This is a genomic window from Acidianus ambivalens, from assembly GCF_009729015.1.
GTDB classification, from domain to species: domain Archaea; phylum Thermoproteota; class Thermoprotei_A; order Sulfolobales; family Sulfolobaceae; genus Acidianus; species Acidianus ambivalens.
This window is the reverse complement of the sequence record NZ_CP045482.1, coordinates 1,149,331-1,166,283: the sequence shown is the minus strand read 5'-3', so window position 1 is coordinate 1,166,283 and position 16,953 is coordinate 1,149,331. Positions and strand designations below refer to the sequence as shown.

Genomic DNA, 16,953 nt, shown 5'->3' with positions numbered 1-16,953 from the left:
ACTTAATGTTTTTATTCTTTTTTCTTCATTACAAACTTCATTCCAGACTTTATGTTTTCTACACTACCCTTTTCTTTTATAAGATTACCTTTATCAAAAAGGAACTTCATGCTATTTCTATCAGAGCCTATTATAAGCGCTATTTCTGAATTTATACTTTCCATAACAGCTTTATTAATTAGCATATCAAATTCATCATCAGTTTTTATAATACCAGATAATATTGTCTTCATTTGATTTAGTATATTATCAAATTCAATATCAGAAACTTCTTCTTTATTATGCTGGTCAATTTCGTCCTTAACTTTATTGTAGAACCTTCTTGATTCTATTTTGACCAATTTTTCTAAAGGTCCTTTATAGTAGAAAATTATCTTAACTTTGGTTAAGTTAGTATTTCCTTGTAAAGGCTCAAATATGTGGTCTAATTTGCCCGTTATTCTAGGTTGTTCACTCCTAGATATAATATAACTAATTCTGTTTTTTGCTAAAATTCTTTTTACGTTAATTTTTACATTTAAGATCCAACCAATGCTAACAATAAATTCATTATCAGATATTTGTGAAATACTCTTAAATAATGGTATAAATTTTATTATATTTGATGGATTACTGAAAAAGTCATAAGCATTAAAACTTGGTAATAATAATGTGAACTCCTCTTCCATAATTATAAAGTATTACTTAAAAATAAAAGACTTTTAGGTGTCATGAAAAAGTTTTTGAGTCCTAGCCAACAAGTATAATTATGTTAAAGATATTAGTAATAATGGCAATTTTAATAACACAGCTGATTCCATTCTATTCTCCTAGTAATGTAAGTAATTATCATAATTTACAAGAATTAAATCCCAACTGTATTGTTACAGTAGCTATAGTAGAGCAGCCTAAAAATTTAGCAAAATTGCAATTAGACATAGAAAATCATATTATTCTTAACAAGACTTGCATGTATAAACTTTTCATTCCTAATAATGAAATTATAAAAGCTGTAGCATACTTAACACGATTTGGAATACAAACTTCAGTATATATGAATGTAATACTAGCTACTGGCAAAGTATGTAGTTTTGAAAAAGCACTTAACGGTAAATTTTACGTAATTAACTTTCACGATATAAAGTTCTACGAATTCCTAGGAGATCCACCAGTAAGTATAGGTAATGCTTTAGTATTTTCAACTAATATTACTTCTCAGATTTTACAAAAGCCTAATACTTTATATAATTATTCTCAAGCAATAGCCTATAATGTGATTTATCCTTGTATATTAAGAGAAGCCTATAATGTAACTACCTTATATTCTCGAGGAATTATGGGTAATGGAACAAATATTGGAATAATAGACTTTTGTGGAGATCCATATATTTATCAACAATTAATATGTTTTGATAAGAAGTTCAATATACAAAATCCCCCTAGATTTATTTTATGTCCTATAGGACCATATAATCCCAATCAAGGTATTGAAAGCGGTTGGGCTTTGGAAATTTCCTTAGATGTAGAATATTCTCATTCTATAGCCCCAGCCGCAGGGATAATACTTTATGTGGCTAATCCAAACGTCCCATTACCTGCAATAATAGCTTTTGTTGATCAACAAGATAAAGTAAGCGTTGTATCACAAAGCTTTGGGATTCCAGAAATATATTTTGATTTAGGTTTAATACCATTATCTTACTTACAATCATTAACCTACGAATATTGGCTAGGCGAAGTTGAAGGAATAACTTTTGTTGCAGCAAGCGGAGATTATGGAGGAAATGGATATAACTTTTTCTTATCTCCACAAGGTGGATTATTGATTCCAGCGAGTGACCCATATGTTTTAGCAGTAGGTGGTTCTACCTTATATTATTCCTGTAACAAAACTATTCAAGAGGCATGGAGTGGAGAAAGCATATATGGCGCATCTACTGGTGGCTTTAGTAGTGTTTTTCCATCTCCTTGGTATCAAGGAGTTAAGGGATTTAGAGAAGTGCCAGATGTTATAGCTGATGCTAATCCATACACTGGAGTACCAGTAATATATTACTATGGAGAAGAGTATTTAATTGGTGGTACTTCAGTAGCTTCACCAATTGTTGCTGGAATAATAGATTTAGCAACTCAAGTTCATGGTAAATTTGGCTTTATAAATCCTTTAATTTATAGTCTAAAAGGAACTAAAGCACTTGAGCAAGTAACTTTTGGATATAATACGCCATATTATATTAAAAACAGTTCTTATAATCCGGTTTCTGGACTTGGATATATAAATGCTGGATATTTTATTTCATTAATAAGAAATGAGAGTACAATTAGTGTTGCAGTTTCTAATATTACGTATAATGATGGTCAACTAGTTAAGGTTATAGTAAAGGCCTCTCCTTTAGTTCCAGTTACAGGATATGTTTATAATGGAAGTAATATCCTAGAGAAATTCCCTCTAGTTTATAACGGTACTTATTGGATAGGTTACTTTACAGCTAAAGGTAGTGGAATTCAAGAAGTAGTAGTGACTCAAGGTAACGATAAAGCTGGAACTTATATACTTGTTGGATTGCAAGCTATGTTCTTATGCCCTCAAGTAGCACTTTATCCTAGTCCTATTGGAATAAAGGTAATAGCTGAACTATTATATGCTAATGGTTCAGCCGCTAAAGCTAATGGAGTTTTTACTGCGTTTTTATATCAGTATAATATAACTACGTGTACGTTTGAAATAATTAATAAAACTAATCTATCAGCCGAAAATCTTATACAAGGCTATTTATATATGATAGTTAATAACGGATCTTATATTTATGGATGCTTTGCTCCAACAACACCTTTTGGTGGTATTTACATTATAAGAATAAGTTGCGTATTTGGATTTTCTGAGTTTGTTGAAGGAATTTATTTAATTCCTTATATTATACCAGCTGCATTCACTGAGCCAGTTTCTATAGCAGATGGATGCAATTTTACCATAGGCATAGCACTGCTCTCTCTTGTAGCTCCAAACGTTACAGTAAAACTCTATAATGCAGATAATCAATTAGTTTATTCTTTTTCTATAAACGCGATAAGTTATGCAAATTCAATATTCTATGTGGGTGAAATTTCGCTTCCACATAATATATCTAGAGGTTATTATAAAATAGTTTCAGTAGCAAATTACAATTCTACTGATCATATGGTCTATGGTGAGGGATTTACACAAGTTTATATATCGTCCTGCACTTTAAGGGTAATAGTAACTACGGTACCTAATGGTAGTATATATGAGAATGAAACTCTAGGTATAATAGCTTCTATAACTTATGAAAATGGAACAAATGTAAACTTTGGAACATTTAATGCAGTAATTATTCCCTCTTATATGAAAGATAATTTCGATTCTTTAGATTTAGATTTTTCAGTGCCACTAAACTATTCTAAAGGAGAATGGTTTGGTAAAGTTACTACACCATGTGAAAAATCTAATCCTTTAGGCCTTTCTGCAGAAGGACTTAGCGGTGAATGGTGTATATATGTTTATGGTACTTCATATAATGGAATTCCAATATCTTTCCCAACAACTTTAAGTTATTCTACACTTAATATTATACCTAGTATACCAAATGATCAATTTATACTATTGCCGTACACATTTATTAAGGACTTTAATGGAACATTAATGAAAGACGCTTATATATGTAATGTTGTCATAATAAACCATAATGCTACTTTAGTTAATTCAATTATAAAGAATTTAACGATAATAAATGGTTCTGTGTATTTAATTAATAGTCATATATGCTCTTACAAAACAATTAATGGGAAAGTATTAAACGAAAATGCTACAACCAAAACTTGTAATAATGAAGTTAATAATTCTCTTAGTAATTTAAGTGAGTCATTAGCCCTATTAGCTGGACTATTAGCTATAGATATAGTTATAATAAAGAAATTTAGAAGAAAGTAAAACCTTTTTTATTTTATGCCAGTTATTAACCCTACCCACTGGTTATTATCGTACATAATATATTGTATGCTTATCTTAAGTTTTTTAACACTCATCTTAGTTTTTACTTTTATATTATATACAAAATAATAGATATTACCATCAGTCTCTACTCCTGCCTTCTTTGGAAATTCAATCTCATAACCATATTGCTCTGCAAGTTCCTGAATCTTAGTTGTGAATCTCATTATTATATCCTTAACAGATTCGCCGTAAATCGGTTCAAAGCTGAGTGCTCTAAGTTCTTCTTTGAACGCACTAATGCTCTCATTACTTCTTACTTTTCGTTGTTTTATAGTCTCTTTTGTTTTCACAAATATTTTTGAGGCAATAATAACTTAAAAATACTTCTATAATCATAAGATCATATATAACTTCCTTGTTGTCTGATAAGTGCGTATATATAATTAACGTCTTTTGAGAATTCATTATTTATTTCATTCTTAATTGCTTTTCTACCATCCTCTAAGATTTTTTTAATGCTATCCTCAATGCTATTTGAGAGTAATAGTGTATCAAAGTAAAGAGTTCTCTCAGATGATAACAAATATACTATATCTTGAATATTATCCAAGAACTCTTCAAGTTTACCTGCTAACGCTATTCCTCTTATTGTATTTTCTACTTTTATAGCCTTAAGCCAATTTACTTCCTTTTTTAATTCTTCAAAAAATTCACTATTATATGCTATTTCTTCAATAGTACTCATAATGTCTGCCTTTTGATCTCTAAGCCTTTTTTCAAAAAGATCTTGAATAAATGGTTCAAAATCCTGGTTTGTATTTACATCAAAGGTTCTCATAGGACACGGAAATATGTTTTCATTATTGCAGGTTTCTGATATTTTATCGTATACTTTTTTTAACTCATCCTCTAACCTTTTCTTCTCAAGAGTAGTTTTAAGTAATCTAAATGAAGTTCCTAAAATTGAATATATATCCAGAGTTATGAGAAGTTGCATTGCCTCGTTATATTCAGGAGACGCAATTTTTGGAAAATATTTTTTCTTTTTAAGATATAAGGTTGGCCAATTTTTTAATTCATAAATAATGGGAGTCTTTGCATAGTATAATTTCATGAAATATCCGCCATTCAAAATTTTATATACATAAATAGCTTTTTCTTTATCTAAGCCATTTTTTAATGCAAGGCCTATATAGTCCATTACTTAAAGCCTACGTAGTTTCATATAACCTTAAATTTAAAAAATTAATCCTAATAAAAGTGATAATATAAATAAAAATTATTCTGGGTTTTAATCATTCTATATATCCTTTGGCTATAAGTAATTCTGCAGTTAAAATTCCTCCTCCAGCTGCTCCTCTAATTGTGTTATGAATCAGCGATACCATCCTTATTGTTCTATTGCTTATTTGCTTTAATCTCCCAACAACTACGCTCATTCCTGGAGGATCTCCAGCCCATCTATCAAAATATACTTGCGGTCTAGTATCTTCATTTCTTACTATTATTGGTTTTTCTGGTGCTGTAGGTAACTTTAGATCCTGAGGTTCACCTCTAAAATTCTCTAAAGTTTCCCTTATTTTCTCTACGTTAACATCTTCTTTGAAAGTAACGTATGAGACTTCATAATGGCCATGGACTGTTGCTATTCTATGAGTAGTTGCATCTAGAGCAACTTCTTCTAAAGGTGGATCGTTTACATTTCTTTTTACTTCACTAAGTATCCTAGTAATTTCCTTTATCGTCTTTGCATCATATTTATCTCCTAAAGGCAATATATTATCTACTACATCAAGTGACGGAATTCCTGGATATCCAGCTCCCGATAATGACTGTATTGTGGTTATATATGCTCCTGTCATTTTAAAATTCATAAAAATTGGTGCTAAAGGTATTGCAGCGCCTTGAGCTGTGCATAATGGAGTAGTTACTATGAAACCTTTCCAATCTCTTTTCTTTCTCTGTTCATCTATCAAGGAAATAGTATGAGAATTTAACTCTGGAATTAACATTGGTACATCTGGATCAAATCTATGATCTGGGGAATTACTAATTACTGGAAAACCTTCCTTTGCAAATTGCTCTTCTATAGGGCCAGCTGCGCCTTGAGGTAATGGTGAGAAAACAATATCTACATCATCCATTAATTTGGGATCTGTAGGCTTTACTTCCATGTCTGCAACTTCTTTTGGAACCTGTCCTATTGTTTGCCACCTTACAACTTCTCCATAAGGTTTACCTACAGAACCTTTTCCTGCTAAATATGCAGGCTTTATATAAGGATGTTGTGATAGCATTCTTACGTATTCAATTCCTACTAAACCCGTGGACCCTAATATTGCAGCTTTTAGAATCCTTCTCATATTTATCATTAAAACATATGTATATACTGGAATATAAACTTACTTTAATAATATAAGCCTTTCAATTTAGCAAAATTAAATAAAAATAATTTTCCTTATCCTAAAAGAACGGCCCCTTTAGAAGAGGATGAAACTAATCTAGCATATTGTGCAAGTAATCCAGTTTTATATTTAGGTTCTGGTGGTTTCCAATTTTCTAATCTTTCCTTTATTTCCTTGTCGCTTAGCTCAACATTTAATTTTCCATTATCCACATCTATCGTTATAATATCTCCATCTTCTACTACAGCTATAGTACCTCCAACTGCCGCTTCTGGAGCTACATGACCTACCATTATACCTCTGGTAGCTCCGGAGAATCTTCCATCAGTAACTAAAGCTACGCTTTCTCCTAATCCTTGACCAACTATAGCGCTAGTAACAGCTAACATCTCTCTCATTCCTGGTCCTCCTTTAGGACCCTCATATCTTATTATTACAACTTCCTTCTCCTTGATTTGACCATTAAGTACTGCCCTAAATGCTTCCTCTTCGGAGTTAAATACCCTTGCAGGTCCTCTATGATATTTAACTTTACTTGCCGAAGCTTTAATTACTGCTCCTTCTGTAGCTAAATTACCTTTTAATATTCTTATCCCTCCGGTGGGGCTATAAGGATTTTTTACATCTCTTACAATATGAGAATGAGGTACGTCTGGTATTTTGTATTCTTTTAAATTCTGTTCCATTGTCTTTCCAGTTACAGTAATTACATCTCCATGAAGTAGACCTGCATCGAGTAGTTTCTTTAATATTAATGGTACTCCGCCAACTTTATGCAAATCTGCCATTACATACTCTCCTCCAGGCTTCATGTTTACTATTTCAGGCACTTTCTTACTTATCCTATCAAAATCGTCTAAAGTTAAATTAACATCGGCTTCATGCGCTATTGCTAGTAAATGTAATACTGCATTAGTAGAACCGCCTGAAGCCATGAGTACAGTTATTGCGTTTTCAAATGCCTCAAATGTCATTATATCTCTAGGTTTTAATCCTATTTCCATTAAATGAAGTAAAGCTTTACCAGTTTCTTTTGCAAATCTAACTCTCTCTGCATCCACTGCTGGTGGAGATGCACTACCTGGTAAAGCTACTCCTAAAGCTTCTGATATCATTCCCATAGTATTTGCGGTATATAATCCTCCGCAAGTTCCAGGCCCTGGTATGGCGTTTAATTCCATAATTCTCAAATCTTCTGCAGATAATTTTCCAGCAGAATAAGCGCCTACTGCCTCATATACATCTCCTATTGCAATTGGTTTTCCTTTATAATTGCCCGGCAAGGTTGTTCCGCCGTACATGTAGATTGATGGTATATTTAACCTAGCCATTGCCATCATTAGGCCTGGCCCAGTTTTATCGCATCCGCCTAATGCAACAAAGCCATCATATCCGTGAGCGTTTACTGTCAATTCCACAGTGTCTGCAATAACTTCTCTACTAACTAATGAGTATTTCATTCCTTCACTTCCCATCGCTATTCCATCTATTACAACTGGAGTAGTAAAAATTCTAGGAGTTCCACCTGCTTCTCTTACTCCTTCTTTCGCTACATTAGCTAAGGCCAATACGTGAATATTACAAGGACCTGCTTCATTCCATGCGGCAGCTATGCCTATTAGAGGTTTTGAGATATCATCGTCATTTAATCCCATTGCTCTTAGAAATGCTCTGTTCGGAGCTTTTTCATAACCACCATAAACCTTTTCTGATCGAATTTTTTGAATCATATATAGAGAATAAGCAATGATAATTTAAGCTTTGATTATACCATTTTAAAAAGACATTAATGAGTAGAATTCATAAAATTCACTATTTCATCTATTATACTCCTAACTTTTTGCAGTACTTTAACGTGATTATCTAAAAACTCTTTACCGCCCTCTGAGAGCTTATAATATTTTTTACCATCTTTTTCATATATTTCTAGGATATCCGAATTAACCATTCTTTTTAGAGTAATATAAACTAAACCATGAGGTAATTTTTTACCATGAATCTCCTCAAGTTTTCTTTTAATCTCGTAACCGTACATATCCCCATATCGGTAAATAAGATAAGCAATTATAACTTGTAGTAAACCCCTAAATACCATCATCTTCGGTTTTTCCTTATACTTCATTAAGTAGAAAGTATTATACTGTACTATAAAATTTTCATTAATTTAAAATCATCCTGACGTGCAATCATCATTATTCAGCAAAGGCCAATTTAATCATCTTTTTTATAACTCTTTATATTCCAGCTATTATTGTTATCTGAGGGTCAGTAACTTCGAACTTCTTCCATGAGTATGCAGTAACTACATCTAAGATTTTAAAACCGGCTTTCTTAACTAAATTAACTATTTCGTGTAAACTATAGAATCTTTGTGTATATTCTATTGAGCCTATTATTTCCCCTTTTTGGTTCATATAAGTTCTCCTTATTTTTAATCTAGAAGTGTATGGATCAAAATAATTGTGATCTTCTACTAAATAAGGATGAACATAAGTATAGTAAACTTCTGGTTTATTATAAATTATATAATCTCTATTATCTAGGTTTATTACTGCTATTTTATTTGTAGCTTCTTTTATGGATTTAAGTATCTCTAGATCATCTTCCTCTGAGTAATATCCTAGGCTATTAAATATATTTATTACTAAATCAAATTTTTCTCCATTAAGTACATCCTTCAAATATCTCATATCTGTTCTATAAAATCTACCATTGGGAACGTTACTCTTTGCCATTTTTATCATTTTTTCTGAAATATCTACTCCAACAATTTCATATCCTAATTTGTTAAGAAAATATGAAACTCGGCCTATTCCGCATGGAACGTCAAGTACTTTTCTTTCAAGATTGTATTTCTTAGCTAACTCATCAAGCCATTTAGCCCATTTCTCTCCTTCGTCCCATAATTTTATCATTTCATTTATATAAAAATCAGATTCGAATACACCTGGAAATATTTCGCTCATTCTTATAAACCTCAATGATAATTTAGTTGATATGATTCCTATATTATTACCGTTAATAATAGCTTCCTTAACTCCTCATTCTTCTTTAATATACGCAGTTCAAGTTGACGTTAATAATACTATATACTCGTTTACATATAATTTTACAGTTATATGCGTTAAAAACAATACTATAGAATTTAATTTAACAATTATTGGTAATAACTATTACAATGTAATGCAGTATAATGTTGATGAGGATGATCCTTATCCTTTGCCTATAAACTGTGTGGCATTTAACACTACTAACTTGGAATTTATAGGAAACACTACATTAAATGGAAATTTAACTAAGGAATTTTCGGGGATTTTTAACGCTTTAGGAAAATATAGAGTTCCAGTTACAGTATATTTCCATGATGGGATATTACAACAATTAAATGGAACATATAATGGTGTTTCTGTATACGTTAGTAGGGAATATCCAACTATAATTAGTACTACTCCTTCAAGTGAATCTTTATCAAATTATGTAACTTTAATAATATTTATAGTGGTATTAATTATAGCTATATTTGTATTAATTAAAATTGGTAAAATATAAAAATATATTATTTATTTATCAAATTTAGTATTTTTATATTATTATTTGCTTTATAAAGATATCTATTCCTTTTATCTTTTTTTACAGTTACTAGGCCTACTCTTTCTAATAATTCTAGGTGATATTTTACTGTAGAATAATTTAATTCTAATATTTTAGAAATTTCGTATGCAGTCATTTCTTTCGATTGTAAAAGCTCTAGTATTTTTTTCCTAGTATCCCAACCTTTGTTTTCTATTACCTCATCTAATTTGTATAACATGTGTTTACTCTAGTAATGTATTTCTATTAAGGCTAAGCGTTTGAAAACGCGTTAAGTTACATTTAAATGTATTTTAATGTGTATGAAATCCATTAATTTCCTATAAAATGATAAAAATATTCTATATTTTATACGTAATATCTGTATATATCTTTTATTATATTAAAAGCAATAAATGCTAATGCCAATATTATTCCTATCATATATAAATATCCATGTAAACCTATTAGTAATAAAAGTAAAATTGAAAAAGGTATAAATGCTCTGTTTCCAAATATTTTAAATATTCCTATTCCTATTGCTCCAAGTAAAAATATTGGGCTAATTATCGAAAGAATAAGAAATACTATTAGCAATATAAGTAGTATAATATTAAAGTTGAAAGTTTGCCTGAGCATAATATCTTTCTTGACTTAGAATATTTAAAGATTAGAGAGCAATCTATGAAAGTCTCTATTATGGTCTCTGAAACTGCTAAAGAATCTAGCCTTTCTAACTTCTTCTAAATCTATTTTTGTAAATATTCTATCTTCTTCAAATTTTTTGGCTTTTACTTTGATTGTACCTTGAGGAGAAGAAACCATTGAGCCTCCCCAAAAATATTCTTCCTCTTGACTTCCTACTGCGTTAACAAAAGCTGTCCATATTCCGTACATTAAAGAATGCGCTTTAATTAACGATTCCCAATTATTTTCTATTAATAAGTTCTCCTCTAATCTTCTCATAGGCGAGGAAGCAGGAATAAATACTGCATCTGCTCCTTTTAAGGCAAGTGCTTCTATAGGTTCTGGGTGCCAAGCATCTTCACAAATAACTACACCAATATTAATTCCTTTATATTTAAATATCTTAACGTCTGATAATGGATCTCCAGGCTGGAAATATCTTCTTTCTTCGAATAAGCCATATGTAGGGAGGTAAAACTTGTAAATATAATCATAACTGCCTTCAATTGATATAACCGCTGAATTTCTTAAAATACCTGGTCTAACTTCCTTTATTGTCCCAAAAATTGCGCATTTTGAATTATCAACTATCTTAGTAACAGCTTTTTCGGCCTCTTTAAATACTTCATAAACAAGGTCTCTAAGTACATAACCAGTTAGCGACAACTCAGGAAATATGATACAGTCAGCAGAGGATGTTTGTATAATTTCTAAGTGTTTTTCTAAATTATAGTCAACGTCTCCTAACTTAGGTCTTATTTGTGCAAGTTCTATATCCATTCTCTAGGATACCTCCAGTCTGAGTTAATAGCTCTCCCACTCAGTCTAAATATTTCTGGTGGCAATCTTTTATGTTGCGAGGTTTTTATCATTCTATCTATTTTATGTACGATTTCGGTATCAATCTGAAGTTCTTTAGCTATAGATTCTATATCCATCATTTTTTCTACTCTAAGGTATAGTACTGCATCTATTATATCATAAGAAACTCCAAGTTCCCCTTCAGCAGTTTGACCTTCCCAAAGTGCTGGAGAACTCGGTTTAGTCACTATATCTTCTGGTAAACCTAAATATCTACCAAGTTCTCTTACTTGAGTTTTATATAAATCGCCTATAGGTAAAATATCAACTCCGCCATCTCCATATTTAGTAAAATAACCCAATAGCAATTCGCTTTTATCTCCGGTGCCAATCACTAGGTAATTCATGATTTGTGCGTATGCATAAAGAAGTATCATTCTAATTCTAGCTTTAATGTTGCCCAAAACTAATTTATCATTTGTTTTTATTTCATTTTTAAAAGATTCTAATATTGGATCTATATTTATAATTTTATATTTATTATTTGCTCCTATCATATTTATTATTTTCTTTGCATCTTCCATATCCTTTTGAGGTGTAGAAGAGGATGGCATAAGTAAAATGAAGTAATTTTGAGTAGCCTTGCTTAAAAGTACAGTAGTTACAGAAGAATCTATTCCTCCACTTAAGCCTATAATTCCTCCATTTTTACCACTTTCAGTTATATATTCTGAAATTCTTCTAATTATATATTCTGAAATTACACTATAATTAACGTCCTTAAGTTCCTGAAGCACTGATTGAACTCTCATAAATTAATGTATTATTATACTCGGTAAAATTCCTTATAACCTTATAAGAACTTATGTAACAATTCGAATAAACCTGTACTGTAAAAGATGTAGAATTTATGTATAATGCAGGATTTTGAGTATATGCAAATATCACTCCAGTAGAATTTGGTGGTATTTCTACTTTAGTGAAATTCCAAACCATGTTCAAACAGTTTGGAATCGAAACTCTAACTAAGGTAATATTTACAGTTTCATTTTTAATATTCTTTACTACAATATAAAGTTGATTTATATAAGTAGAATTATGTTCACTTTCAGGAATTATAACATTAATTATCTGTATAGGATCTTGATCTACATACTGTATGTGAGAAAATTCTCCTGCAGAAACTAGTGAAATTAATAATACGAATAATACGGATAAAATCTCCTTTCTATTTATACTCAAGCTAATTTTTGGAATTTCCATATTATAAGAATTAATGTTAAAAATCGATAAAAACATTAATTGGGGCCACATTATAAAGTAACTAGTTAACGTTCTCCAACTAAACCACATTATTATTAATGGAAATATCCATAAAGACTCTTTTAATCTATCGAAAAATCGATAGTAAATATATGTTAAGAATGCTCCAGACAATGCCATAGCGTATGTAAAGAACCAAGGTTCTACACTAAATAACGTAGTAAAATTAAGTATTGTAAATCCAGTAAATGCTACTGGAATAGTTTTTTCGTCTAATGTAATAATATGTAAGAATGCGTATGGATTCCATATCATAAACGGTACATTTACAAGTAAAATAGATGTTAAAAATCCTTTAAGGACATTCAAAAGATCATTTTTCTTGTAAATTAGAAGAAAAGGCGTTATGAGCCAGGGTATTTGATTAAACGAGTCAGCTAAAGCTAAAAAAATTCCAGATTTTTTGCCATTATACACGTAACTTAAGGCAATGAACACTGCCCAAACTGAACTATTAACTCCTGCAAACGATGGTGCTAATAGGCCGGAAGTTATGAAAATGAATATAATTGGTAATGTGGCTATTGGATCTCTTTTCTTTCTTCCCTGTGAATATATAATTATAGCAAGAAGATCTTCAAAAATTATGTTTAAAATATTAATATAATATAATTTTATTTTAAACAAATCTAAAATCAAATATAATGGTGCATAAAGTAAGAATGACAAAGGTGGATAAATGTAATTACTAGCAATATTTCCATTAAGGAGATATGTAGGTTCTACATTATGAGGAAAATAAGACTGTAAATAAGGATTAATACCATGAATCAGATAATTTATTGCAGTAGCTATATATTCCATATCATCTGTTCCATAACCATTAATTAGAAATATTGAAATTAATGTATAGGTTAATATACTTATGGCTACTATAGTATCATCGATCATATTTATTTTTCTATTAGGATTTAAAATATAGGGATCTAAAGCTATTACAAAGATTGCTATTGCAGAAAAGAAACTTAAAGCTAGGACTGCAGCTACGACTGGATTATTCAGAATATTAATTCTAAACGATATTATAAAGATTACAGATAATATAGTAGAACCTATTATTATATAAGTCACAAGCCTCCTTGAATCCATAATCTAGTATTTATCATGTAGTTTTTTGATATAAGATTTTCCGTATTTTTCATAAAGCTTTCCATAGAATTGTCTAGTAGCTCTTTAATATAGTGATAAGGTTTTTGTATTATTCTAGTTAACTTACTATTCAAGGTAGAGCAAATTGAGTATATTAGAAGTATATTCATTGCAGAATAAGCCAATTATTTCATGCTCTCTTATAGACGATAACGGTAATGAAAAGGAAATCTTGATAATATCTTTAGAAGATAACGGAATTCATGTGTACAAAAATATAGAGGAGAAAGATAACCACTATATATTACCCCCTATACCTCAAATAGATTTACTTATAAAAGAGGTAATCGATGAAGTTGCAGAAGAATTAAATGTAAAATCTATAGTGTTTAAATTTGGAAATAACGAGGAAGATGAGGAACAGACAGATAAGCTTATTCTAAGTGAAGAATGGTATAATGCGGAAAAGCTAGCTTTAGCGGCATCCAAACATACGGCGCTTTTAAGTGACATAGATAGTAAAATTATTATAGGTATAGTTAAATTTTCAAGCTTTCTTTATGCAGCAACTATACTTAGAAAGGAAGACACTTTCCCCTTAATGCAAGTAGTTCTGAAAACGGATAGTGAAATTCCTTTACTGAAAATATACAACGAGATGGGCCAGCTTGTAGAGGAGAGAAGGGAAAAAATAGATAATTTTGAGAATTATGTAAGATCCTTAATAAATTCTGATGAAGTAGCTATAGTATATAAAGAGTCATTAGAAGAAATTCCTTCTCCTATAGAAGTAACTACTAATAAAGGCGACAAATTATATGTAGGTGTCATCTTTAAATATTTTATAGGATTTTTACCATCATCTACAATTAAAGATAGAGAAATTTCAATTCATAATAGGAAGAAATTGGCAAAGATGTTGAGAGCTTTGCTCTATCTGGATAAGATGAGCAAAAATAGTGGTACTGAAATAATAATTGGAAGAAAAGGTGTTCCTTTAACTAAATTGAAGGAGCAGATTAACTTAATTAAGAATAGAGTAGAAAATATATTGCATAAATTATATAATTTAAATGAAATAAACTATTATGGTATTAATGAAAGCGTTATAGATGAGCTCATAAAATATGATGAAGAGTTAAGTGATGGTGATCTCTCATTAGGAATTAGAGTTTTGCCAGTAGCTTTTATAGTTACAGCGTCAAATAAGCAGGAATTTGATAATCAAATGAATAGAATATTAAACGGCCCTACGTCTGACGGATATGACATTTTGGACGAGTATGTCAGAAGAAACGTTTCCTCTTATTTTATAGGTTATTTAATGAGTTTAGAAGAAGCATTAATAATCTACGGCGATATAATTAATGAGATGAATAACAATGGTTAATGAAGTTTATATGATGGTGTATTCAATTAAATTTGATAAAGACTGGTGGAGACTTAATCATGAAGCTAGAAAATCGATATTAAGTAAGTCAGAGGAAGTTGCTAATGAAATTAAGAGGGATGTAATATCTATTAAGAAATTCTCTTCTCTGTCTCAAGAGTCTAACATAATCTATTGGCTATCTTCTTTTAGTACTTCTCCATTTTTGGAGTTTAGATCGGCTATATTATCAGCATTTGAGGGATATGCTTTAGAGTCCAACTTATTTCTTTCAGTCTTTAAGCCTTCTCCTTATATGAAATCAAATTTCGATCCTAAAGTAGTTTTAGGAGGAGAGCAATTAAAGTATTTTGTTGCGTATCCTATGAAAAAATCTCCTGAATGGTATTTATTGCCTTTTGAAGAGAGAGAAAAAATAATGAAAGAGCACATAGATATGGCAATTAATAATCCAAAAAATAACGGTATTAAATCGTATACTACATACTCATTTGGAATAGGAGATTACGAATTTGTAGTAATTTACGAGATTCCAGACTTATTTAATTGGGTGGATGTTGTAGAAAAATTAAGAGAAGCTAAGGCTAGAAAATGGATCGTAAAAGAAGAACCATTAATTGTAGGAGAGACTAAGGCGTTTGATTTCTTAGCATAAATTGATAGTAAAATATTCCTATTATAGTTTTAGCGTCTTCAATCTCGTGATTTTTTATCATTTCTAGAATTTCGTAAATATTTTTCTTTTCTATTTCTATAACTTCATATTCCTCTGGTTTACTTCCTACAAATTTTAATCCTTTAGCTAAAAAGAGGTGCATTAATTCAGTACTTATCCCTGGTGAAGGATAAAAGTCTATAAGGTGAATTAGAGTCTCGGCCTCATATCCTGTTTCTTCAATCAATTCTCTCTTGGCAGTAGTTTCAGGTGCTTCGCCTTCTTCCATAGTACCAGCAGGCAATTCGTATATCCACTTACCTATAATTGGTCTGAATTGCTTTTCTAAAATTATTGTATTTTCATCAATAAGAGGTATTATTACTGCAGATCCTCTATGTTTTATATATTCAGTTTCTCTAATTTTACCATTAGGTAGATCAAATTTATCTAAGTAAACTTCGAATTTTTTGCCACTAAACAATTTCATGGTAATCTGAAGTACTTGTTATTTGTAAGATATTTTTCTATCTTTCTATAGATGCTCTCCCAATCTATTTTAAATAGTATTATTGCTAAAATAGTCATTATAACTGTAGATATTACTCCAGTTTCAAAAGGGCTTATCCCTATTGCCTCGCTTATTTGTAATATTCCAAAGGCCTCTATAGGTATTTCTATTGAGCTTTTGATAATTTTAGCTAATAATGAAATTTTTAGCATTGATAATAAGGAAGTTTTTGTAGTTCCTCCTATAAGGTAAACTAAATCATCAAGAGGCAAGAATGGAAATATAGAGGTAAGAAATAATATAATATAAAATGATTTTTTACCAGTAAATCTAGAAAAGAAAATTACATTTTTATTACGCTTTAAGCCTTTACGTGCTCCTAATCCTATAAAATACATGAAACTTTTTGCAACTGCAGCACCAACGCCAGTTAGTATGATAGCTTCTGCTAGATTAATTGGTGTTATTCCGCATTTTAAAAGTAAAGTTGTTGCAACTAAAGTATATGGCGTTCCAAAGAATGGGGTAGCATTTGTAACAATAGATATTGCAAGAATTATTATTAAGTAAAATATTCTCATTGATGTCACT

Annotated in this window: 18 protein-coding genes; 4 read left to right on the top strand and 14 right to left on the bottom strand. The window is 30.5% G+C overall.

The features are described 5' to 3' along the window. Positions 1 to 11: 11 nt before the first annotated feature. Entirely contained in the window at positions 12 to 668 is a 657-nt protein-coding gene (locus tag D1866_RS06870) for a hypothetical protein (protein ID WP_152941718.1), read from the bottom strand. 80 nt (positions 669 to 748) lie between these two features. Between D1866_RS06870 and D1866_RS06865 the strand changes: the two genes are divergently transcribed. Continuing rightward, positions 749 to 3,928 carry a S53 family peptidase gene (locus D1866_RS06865; protein ID WP_231136263.1) on the top strand — a complete coding sequence of 1,060 codons (3,180 nt, stop codon included), beginning with the start codon at positions 749 to 751 and terminating at the stop codon, positions 3,926 to 3,928. Positions 3,929 to 3,936: 8 nt separating this feature from the next. Here D1866_RS06865 and D1866_RS06860 read toward each other — a convergent pair whose 3' ends face one another. From D1866_RS06860 to D1866_RS06835, 6 genes are all read right to left on the bottom strand, one after another. Then, positions 3,937 to 4,281 (bottom strand): hypothetical protein, encoded by a 345-nt coding sequence (locus D1866_RS06860; RefSeq protein WP_196773418.1) that lies wholly within the window; start codon positions 4,279 to 4,281, stop codon positions 3,937 to 3,939. Between the two features lie 50 nt (positions 4,282 to 4,331). After that, a complete protein-coding gene (locus tag D1866_RS06855) occupies positions 4,332 to 5,132 on the bottom strand; it encodes a hypothetical protein (protein ID WP_152941720.1) in 801 nt (266 codons plus the stop codon). Between the two features lie 94 nt (positions 5,133 to 5,226). Continuing rightward, positions 5,227 to 6,294, bottom strand: a complete 1,068-nt coding sequence (asd, locus tag D1866_RS06850; protein ID WP_152942952.1) for an aspartate-semialdehyde dehydrogenase — start codon at positions 6,292 to 6,294, stop codon at positions 5,227 to 5,229. Positions 6,295 to 6,389: 95 nt separating this feature from the next. Continuing rightward, positions 6,390 to 8,066, bottom strand: coding sequence for a dihydroxy-acid dehydratase (gene ilvD, locus D1866_RS06845; RefSeq protein WP_152941722.1), 1,677 nt, complete (start codon positions 8,064 to 8,066; stop codon positions 6,390 to 6,392). 56 nt (positions 8,067 to 8,122) lie between these two features. Next, on the bottom strand, positions 8,123 to 8,458 hold the full coding sequence (locus D1866_RS06840) for a PadR family transcriptional regulator (protein ID WP_231136262.1): 336 nt from the start codon (positions 8,456 to 8,458) through the stop codon (positions 8,123 to 8,125). Positions 8,459 to 8,570: 112 nt separating this feature from the next. Continuing rightward, complete coding sequence (locus D1866_RS06835) at positions 8,571 to 9,302, bottom strand: class I SAM-dependent methyltransferase (RefSeq protein WP_152941724.1); 732 nt, start codon at positions 9,300 to 9,302, stop codon at positions 8,571 to 8,573. Between the two features lie 31 nt (positions 9,303 to 9,333). Between D1866_RS06835 and D1866_RS06830 the strand changes: the two genes are divergently transcribed. Then, positions 9,334 to 9,885 (top strand): hypothetical protein, encoded by a 552-nt coding sequence (locus D1866_RS06830; RefSeq protein ID WP_152941726.1) that lies wholly within the window; start codon positions 9,334 to 9,336, stop codon positions 9,883 to 9,885. A 7-nt stretch (positions 9,886 to 9,892) separates the two neighbouring features. Here the strand turns inward: D1866_RS06830 and D1866_RS06825 are convergent, their stop codons facing one another. The 5 genes from D1866_RS06825 to D1866_RS06805 all read right to left on the bottom strand — a co-directional run bounded on the left by D1866_RS06825 (position 9,893) and on the right by D1866_RS06805 (position 13,806). Then, on the bottom strand, positions 9,893 to 10,147 hold the full coding sequence (locus D1866_RS06825) for an ArsR/SmtB family transcription factor (protein WP_152941728.1): 255 nt from the start codon (positions 10,145 to 10,147) through the stop codon (positions 9,893 to 9,895). Positions 10,148 to 10,275: 128 nt separating this feature from the next. Next, entirely contained in the window at positions 10,276 to 10,545 is a 270-nt protein-coding gene (locus D1866_RS06820) for a hypothetical protein (RefSeq protein WP_152941730.1), read from the bottom strand. A 24-nt stretch (positions 10,546 to 10,569) separates the two neighbouring features. Then, complete coding sequence (locus tag D1866_RS06815) at positions 10,570 to 11,373, bottom strand: nitrilase-related carbon-nitrogen hydrolase (protein WP_152941732.1); 804 nt, start codon at positions 11,371 to 11,373, stop codon at positions 10,570 to 10,572. Continuing rightward, entirely contained in the window at positions 11,364 to 12,206 is an 843-nt protein-coding gene (locus D1866_RS06810; RefSeq protein WP_152941734.1) for an NAD+ synthase, read from the bottom strand. Before D1866_RS06810 ends, D1866_RS06815 begins: the two co-directional genes overlap by 10 nt. Further along, positions 12,175 to 13,806 (bottom strand): hypothetical protein, encoded by a 1,632-nt coding sequence (locus D1866_RS06805; RefSeq protein WP_152941736.1) that lies wholly within the window; start codon positions 13,804 to 13,806, stop codon positions 12,175 to 12,177. Before D1866_RS06805 ends, D1866_RS06810 begins: the two co-directional genes overlap by 32 nt. 145 nt (positions 13,807 to 13,951) lie before the next feature. Between D1866_RS06805 and D1866_RS06800 the strand changes: the two genes are divergently transcribed. Beyond that, a complete protein-coding gene (locus D1866_RS06800) occupies positions 13,952 to 15,196 on the top strand; it encodes a hypothetical protein (RefSeq protein ID WP_152941738.1) in 1,245 nt (414 codons plus the stop codon). Further along, positions 15,189 to 15,851 carry a chlorite dismutase family protein gene (locus D1866_RS06795; protein ID WP_152941740.1) on the top strand — a complete coding sequence of 221 codons (663 nt, stop codon included), beginning with the start codon at positions 15,189 to 15,191 and terminating at the stop codon, positions 15,849 to 15,851. The genes D1866_RS06800 and D1866_RS06795 overlap by 8 nt, the downstream gene beginning before the upstream one ends. Here D1866_RS06795 and D1866_RS06790 read toward each other — a convergent pair. After that, on the bottom strand, positions 15,826 to 16,341 hold the full coding sequence (locus D1866_RS06790) for an NUDIX hydrolase (protein WP_152941742.1): 516 nt from the start codon (positions 16,339 to 16,341) through the stop codon (positions 15,826 to 15,828). The two genes, D1866_RS06795 and D1866_RS06790, sit on opposite strands and share 26 nt — an antisense overlap. Further along, positions 16,338 to 16,943 (bottom strand): hypothetical protein, encoded by a 606-nt coding sequence (locus D1866_RS06785; RefSeq protein WP_152941744.1) that lies wholly within the window; start codon positions 16,941 to 16,943, stop codon positions 16,338 to 16,340. The genes D1866_RS06790 and D1866_RS06785 overlap by 4 nt, the downstream gene beginning before the upstream one ends. Positions 16,944 to 16,953: the final 10 nt, after the last annotated feature.

Excerpts from the sequence above, each read along its gene's own strand:
- D1866_RS06825 (WP_152941728.1), bottom strand. The coding sequence starts at position 10,147 with ATGTTATACAAATTAGATGAGGTAATAGAAAACAAAGGTTGGGATACT.
- D1866_RS06790 (WP_152941742.1), bottom strand. The coding sequence starts at position 16,341 with ATGAAATTGTTTAGTGGCAAAAAATTCGAAGTTTACTTAGATAAATTT.
- D1866_RS06785 (WP_152941744.1), bottom strand. The coding sequence starts at position 16,943 with ATGAGAATATTTTACTTAATAATAATTCTTGCAATATCTATTGTTACA.
- ilvD (WP_152941722.1), bottom strand. The coding sequence starts at position 8,066 with ATGATTCAAAAAATTCGATCAGAAAAGGTTTATGGTGGTTATGAAAAA.
- D1866_RS06840 (WP_231136262.1), bottom strand. The coding sequence starts at position 8,458 with ATGAAGTATAAGGAAAAACCGAAGATGATGGTATTTAGGGGTTTACTA.
- D1866_RS06830 (WP_152941726.1), top strand. The coding sequence starts at position 9,334 with ATGATTCCTATATTATTACCGTTAATAATAGCTTCCTTAACTCCTCAT.
- D1866_RS06810 (WP_152941734.1), bottom strand. The coding sequence starts at position 12,206 with ATGAGAGTTCAATCAGTGCTTCAGGAACTTAAGGACGTTAATTATAGT.
- asd (WP_152942952.1), bottom strand. The coding sequence starts at position 6,294 with ATGAGAAGGATTCTAAAAGCTGCAATATTAGGGTCCACGGGTTTAGTA.
- D1866_RS06820 (WP_152941730.1), bottom strand. The coding sequence starts at position 10,545 with ATGCTCAGGCAAACTTTCAACTTTAATATTATACTACTTATATTGCTA.
- D1866_RS06865 (WP_231136263.1), top strand. The coding sequence starts at position 749 with ATGTTAAAGATATTAGTAATAATGGCAATTTTAATAACACAGCTGATT.
- D1866_RS06795 (WP_152941740.1), top strand. The coding sequence starts at position 15,189 with ATGGTTAATGAAGTTTATATGATGGTGTATTCAATTAAATTTGATAAA.
- D1866_RS06870 (WP_152941718.1), bottom strand. The coding sequence starts at position 668 with ATGGAAGAGGAGTTCACATTATTATTACCAAGTTTTAATGCTTATGAC.
- D1866_RS06815 (WP_152941732.1), bottom strand. The coding sequence starts at position 11,373 with ATGGATATAGAACTTGCACAAATAAGACCTAAGTTAGGAGACGTTGAC.
- D1866_RS06835 (WP_152941724.1), bottom strand. The coding sequence starts at position 9,302 with ATGAGCGAAATATTTCCAGGTGTATTCGAATCTGATTTTTATATAAAT.
- D1866_RS06805 (WP_152941736.1), bottom strand. The coding sequence starts at position 13,806 with ATGGATTCAAGGAGGCTTGTGACTTATATAATAATAGGTTCTACTATA.
- D1866_RS06855 (WP_152941720.1), bottom strand. The coding sequence starts at position 5,132 with ATGGACTATATAGGCCTTGCATTAAAAAATGGCTTAGATAAAGAAAAA.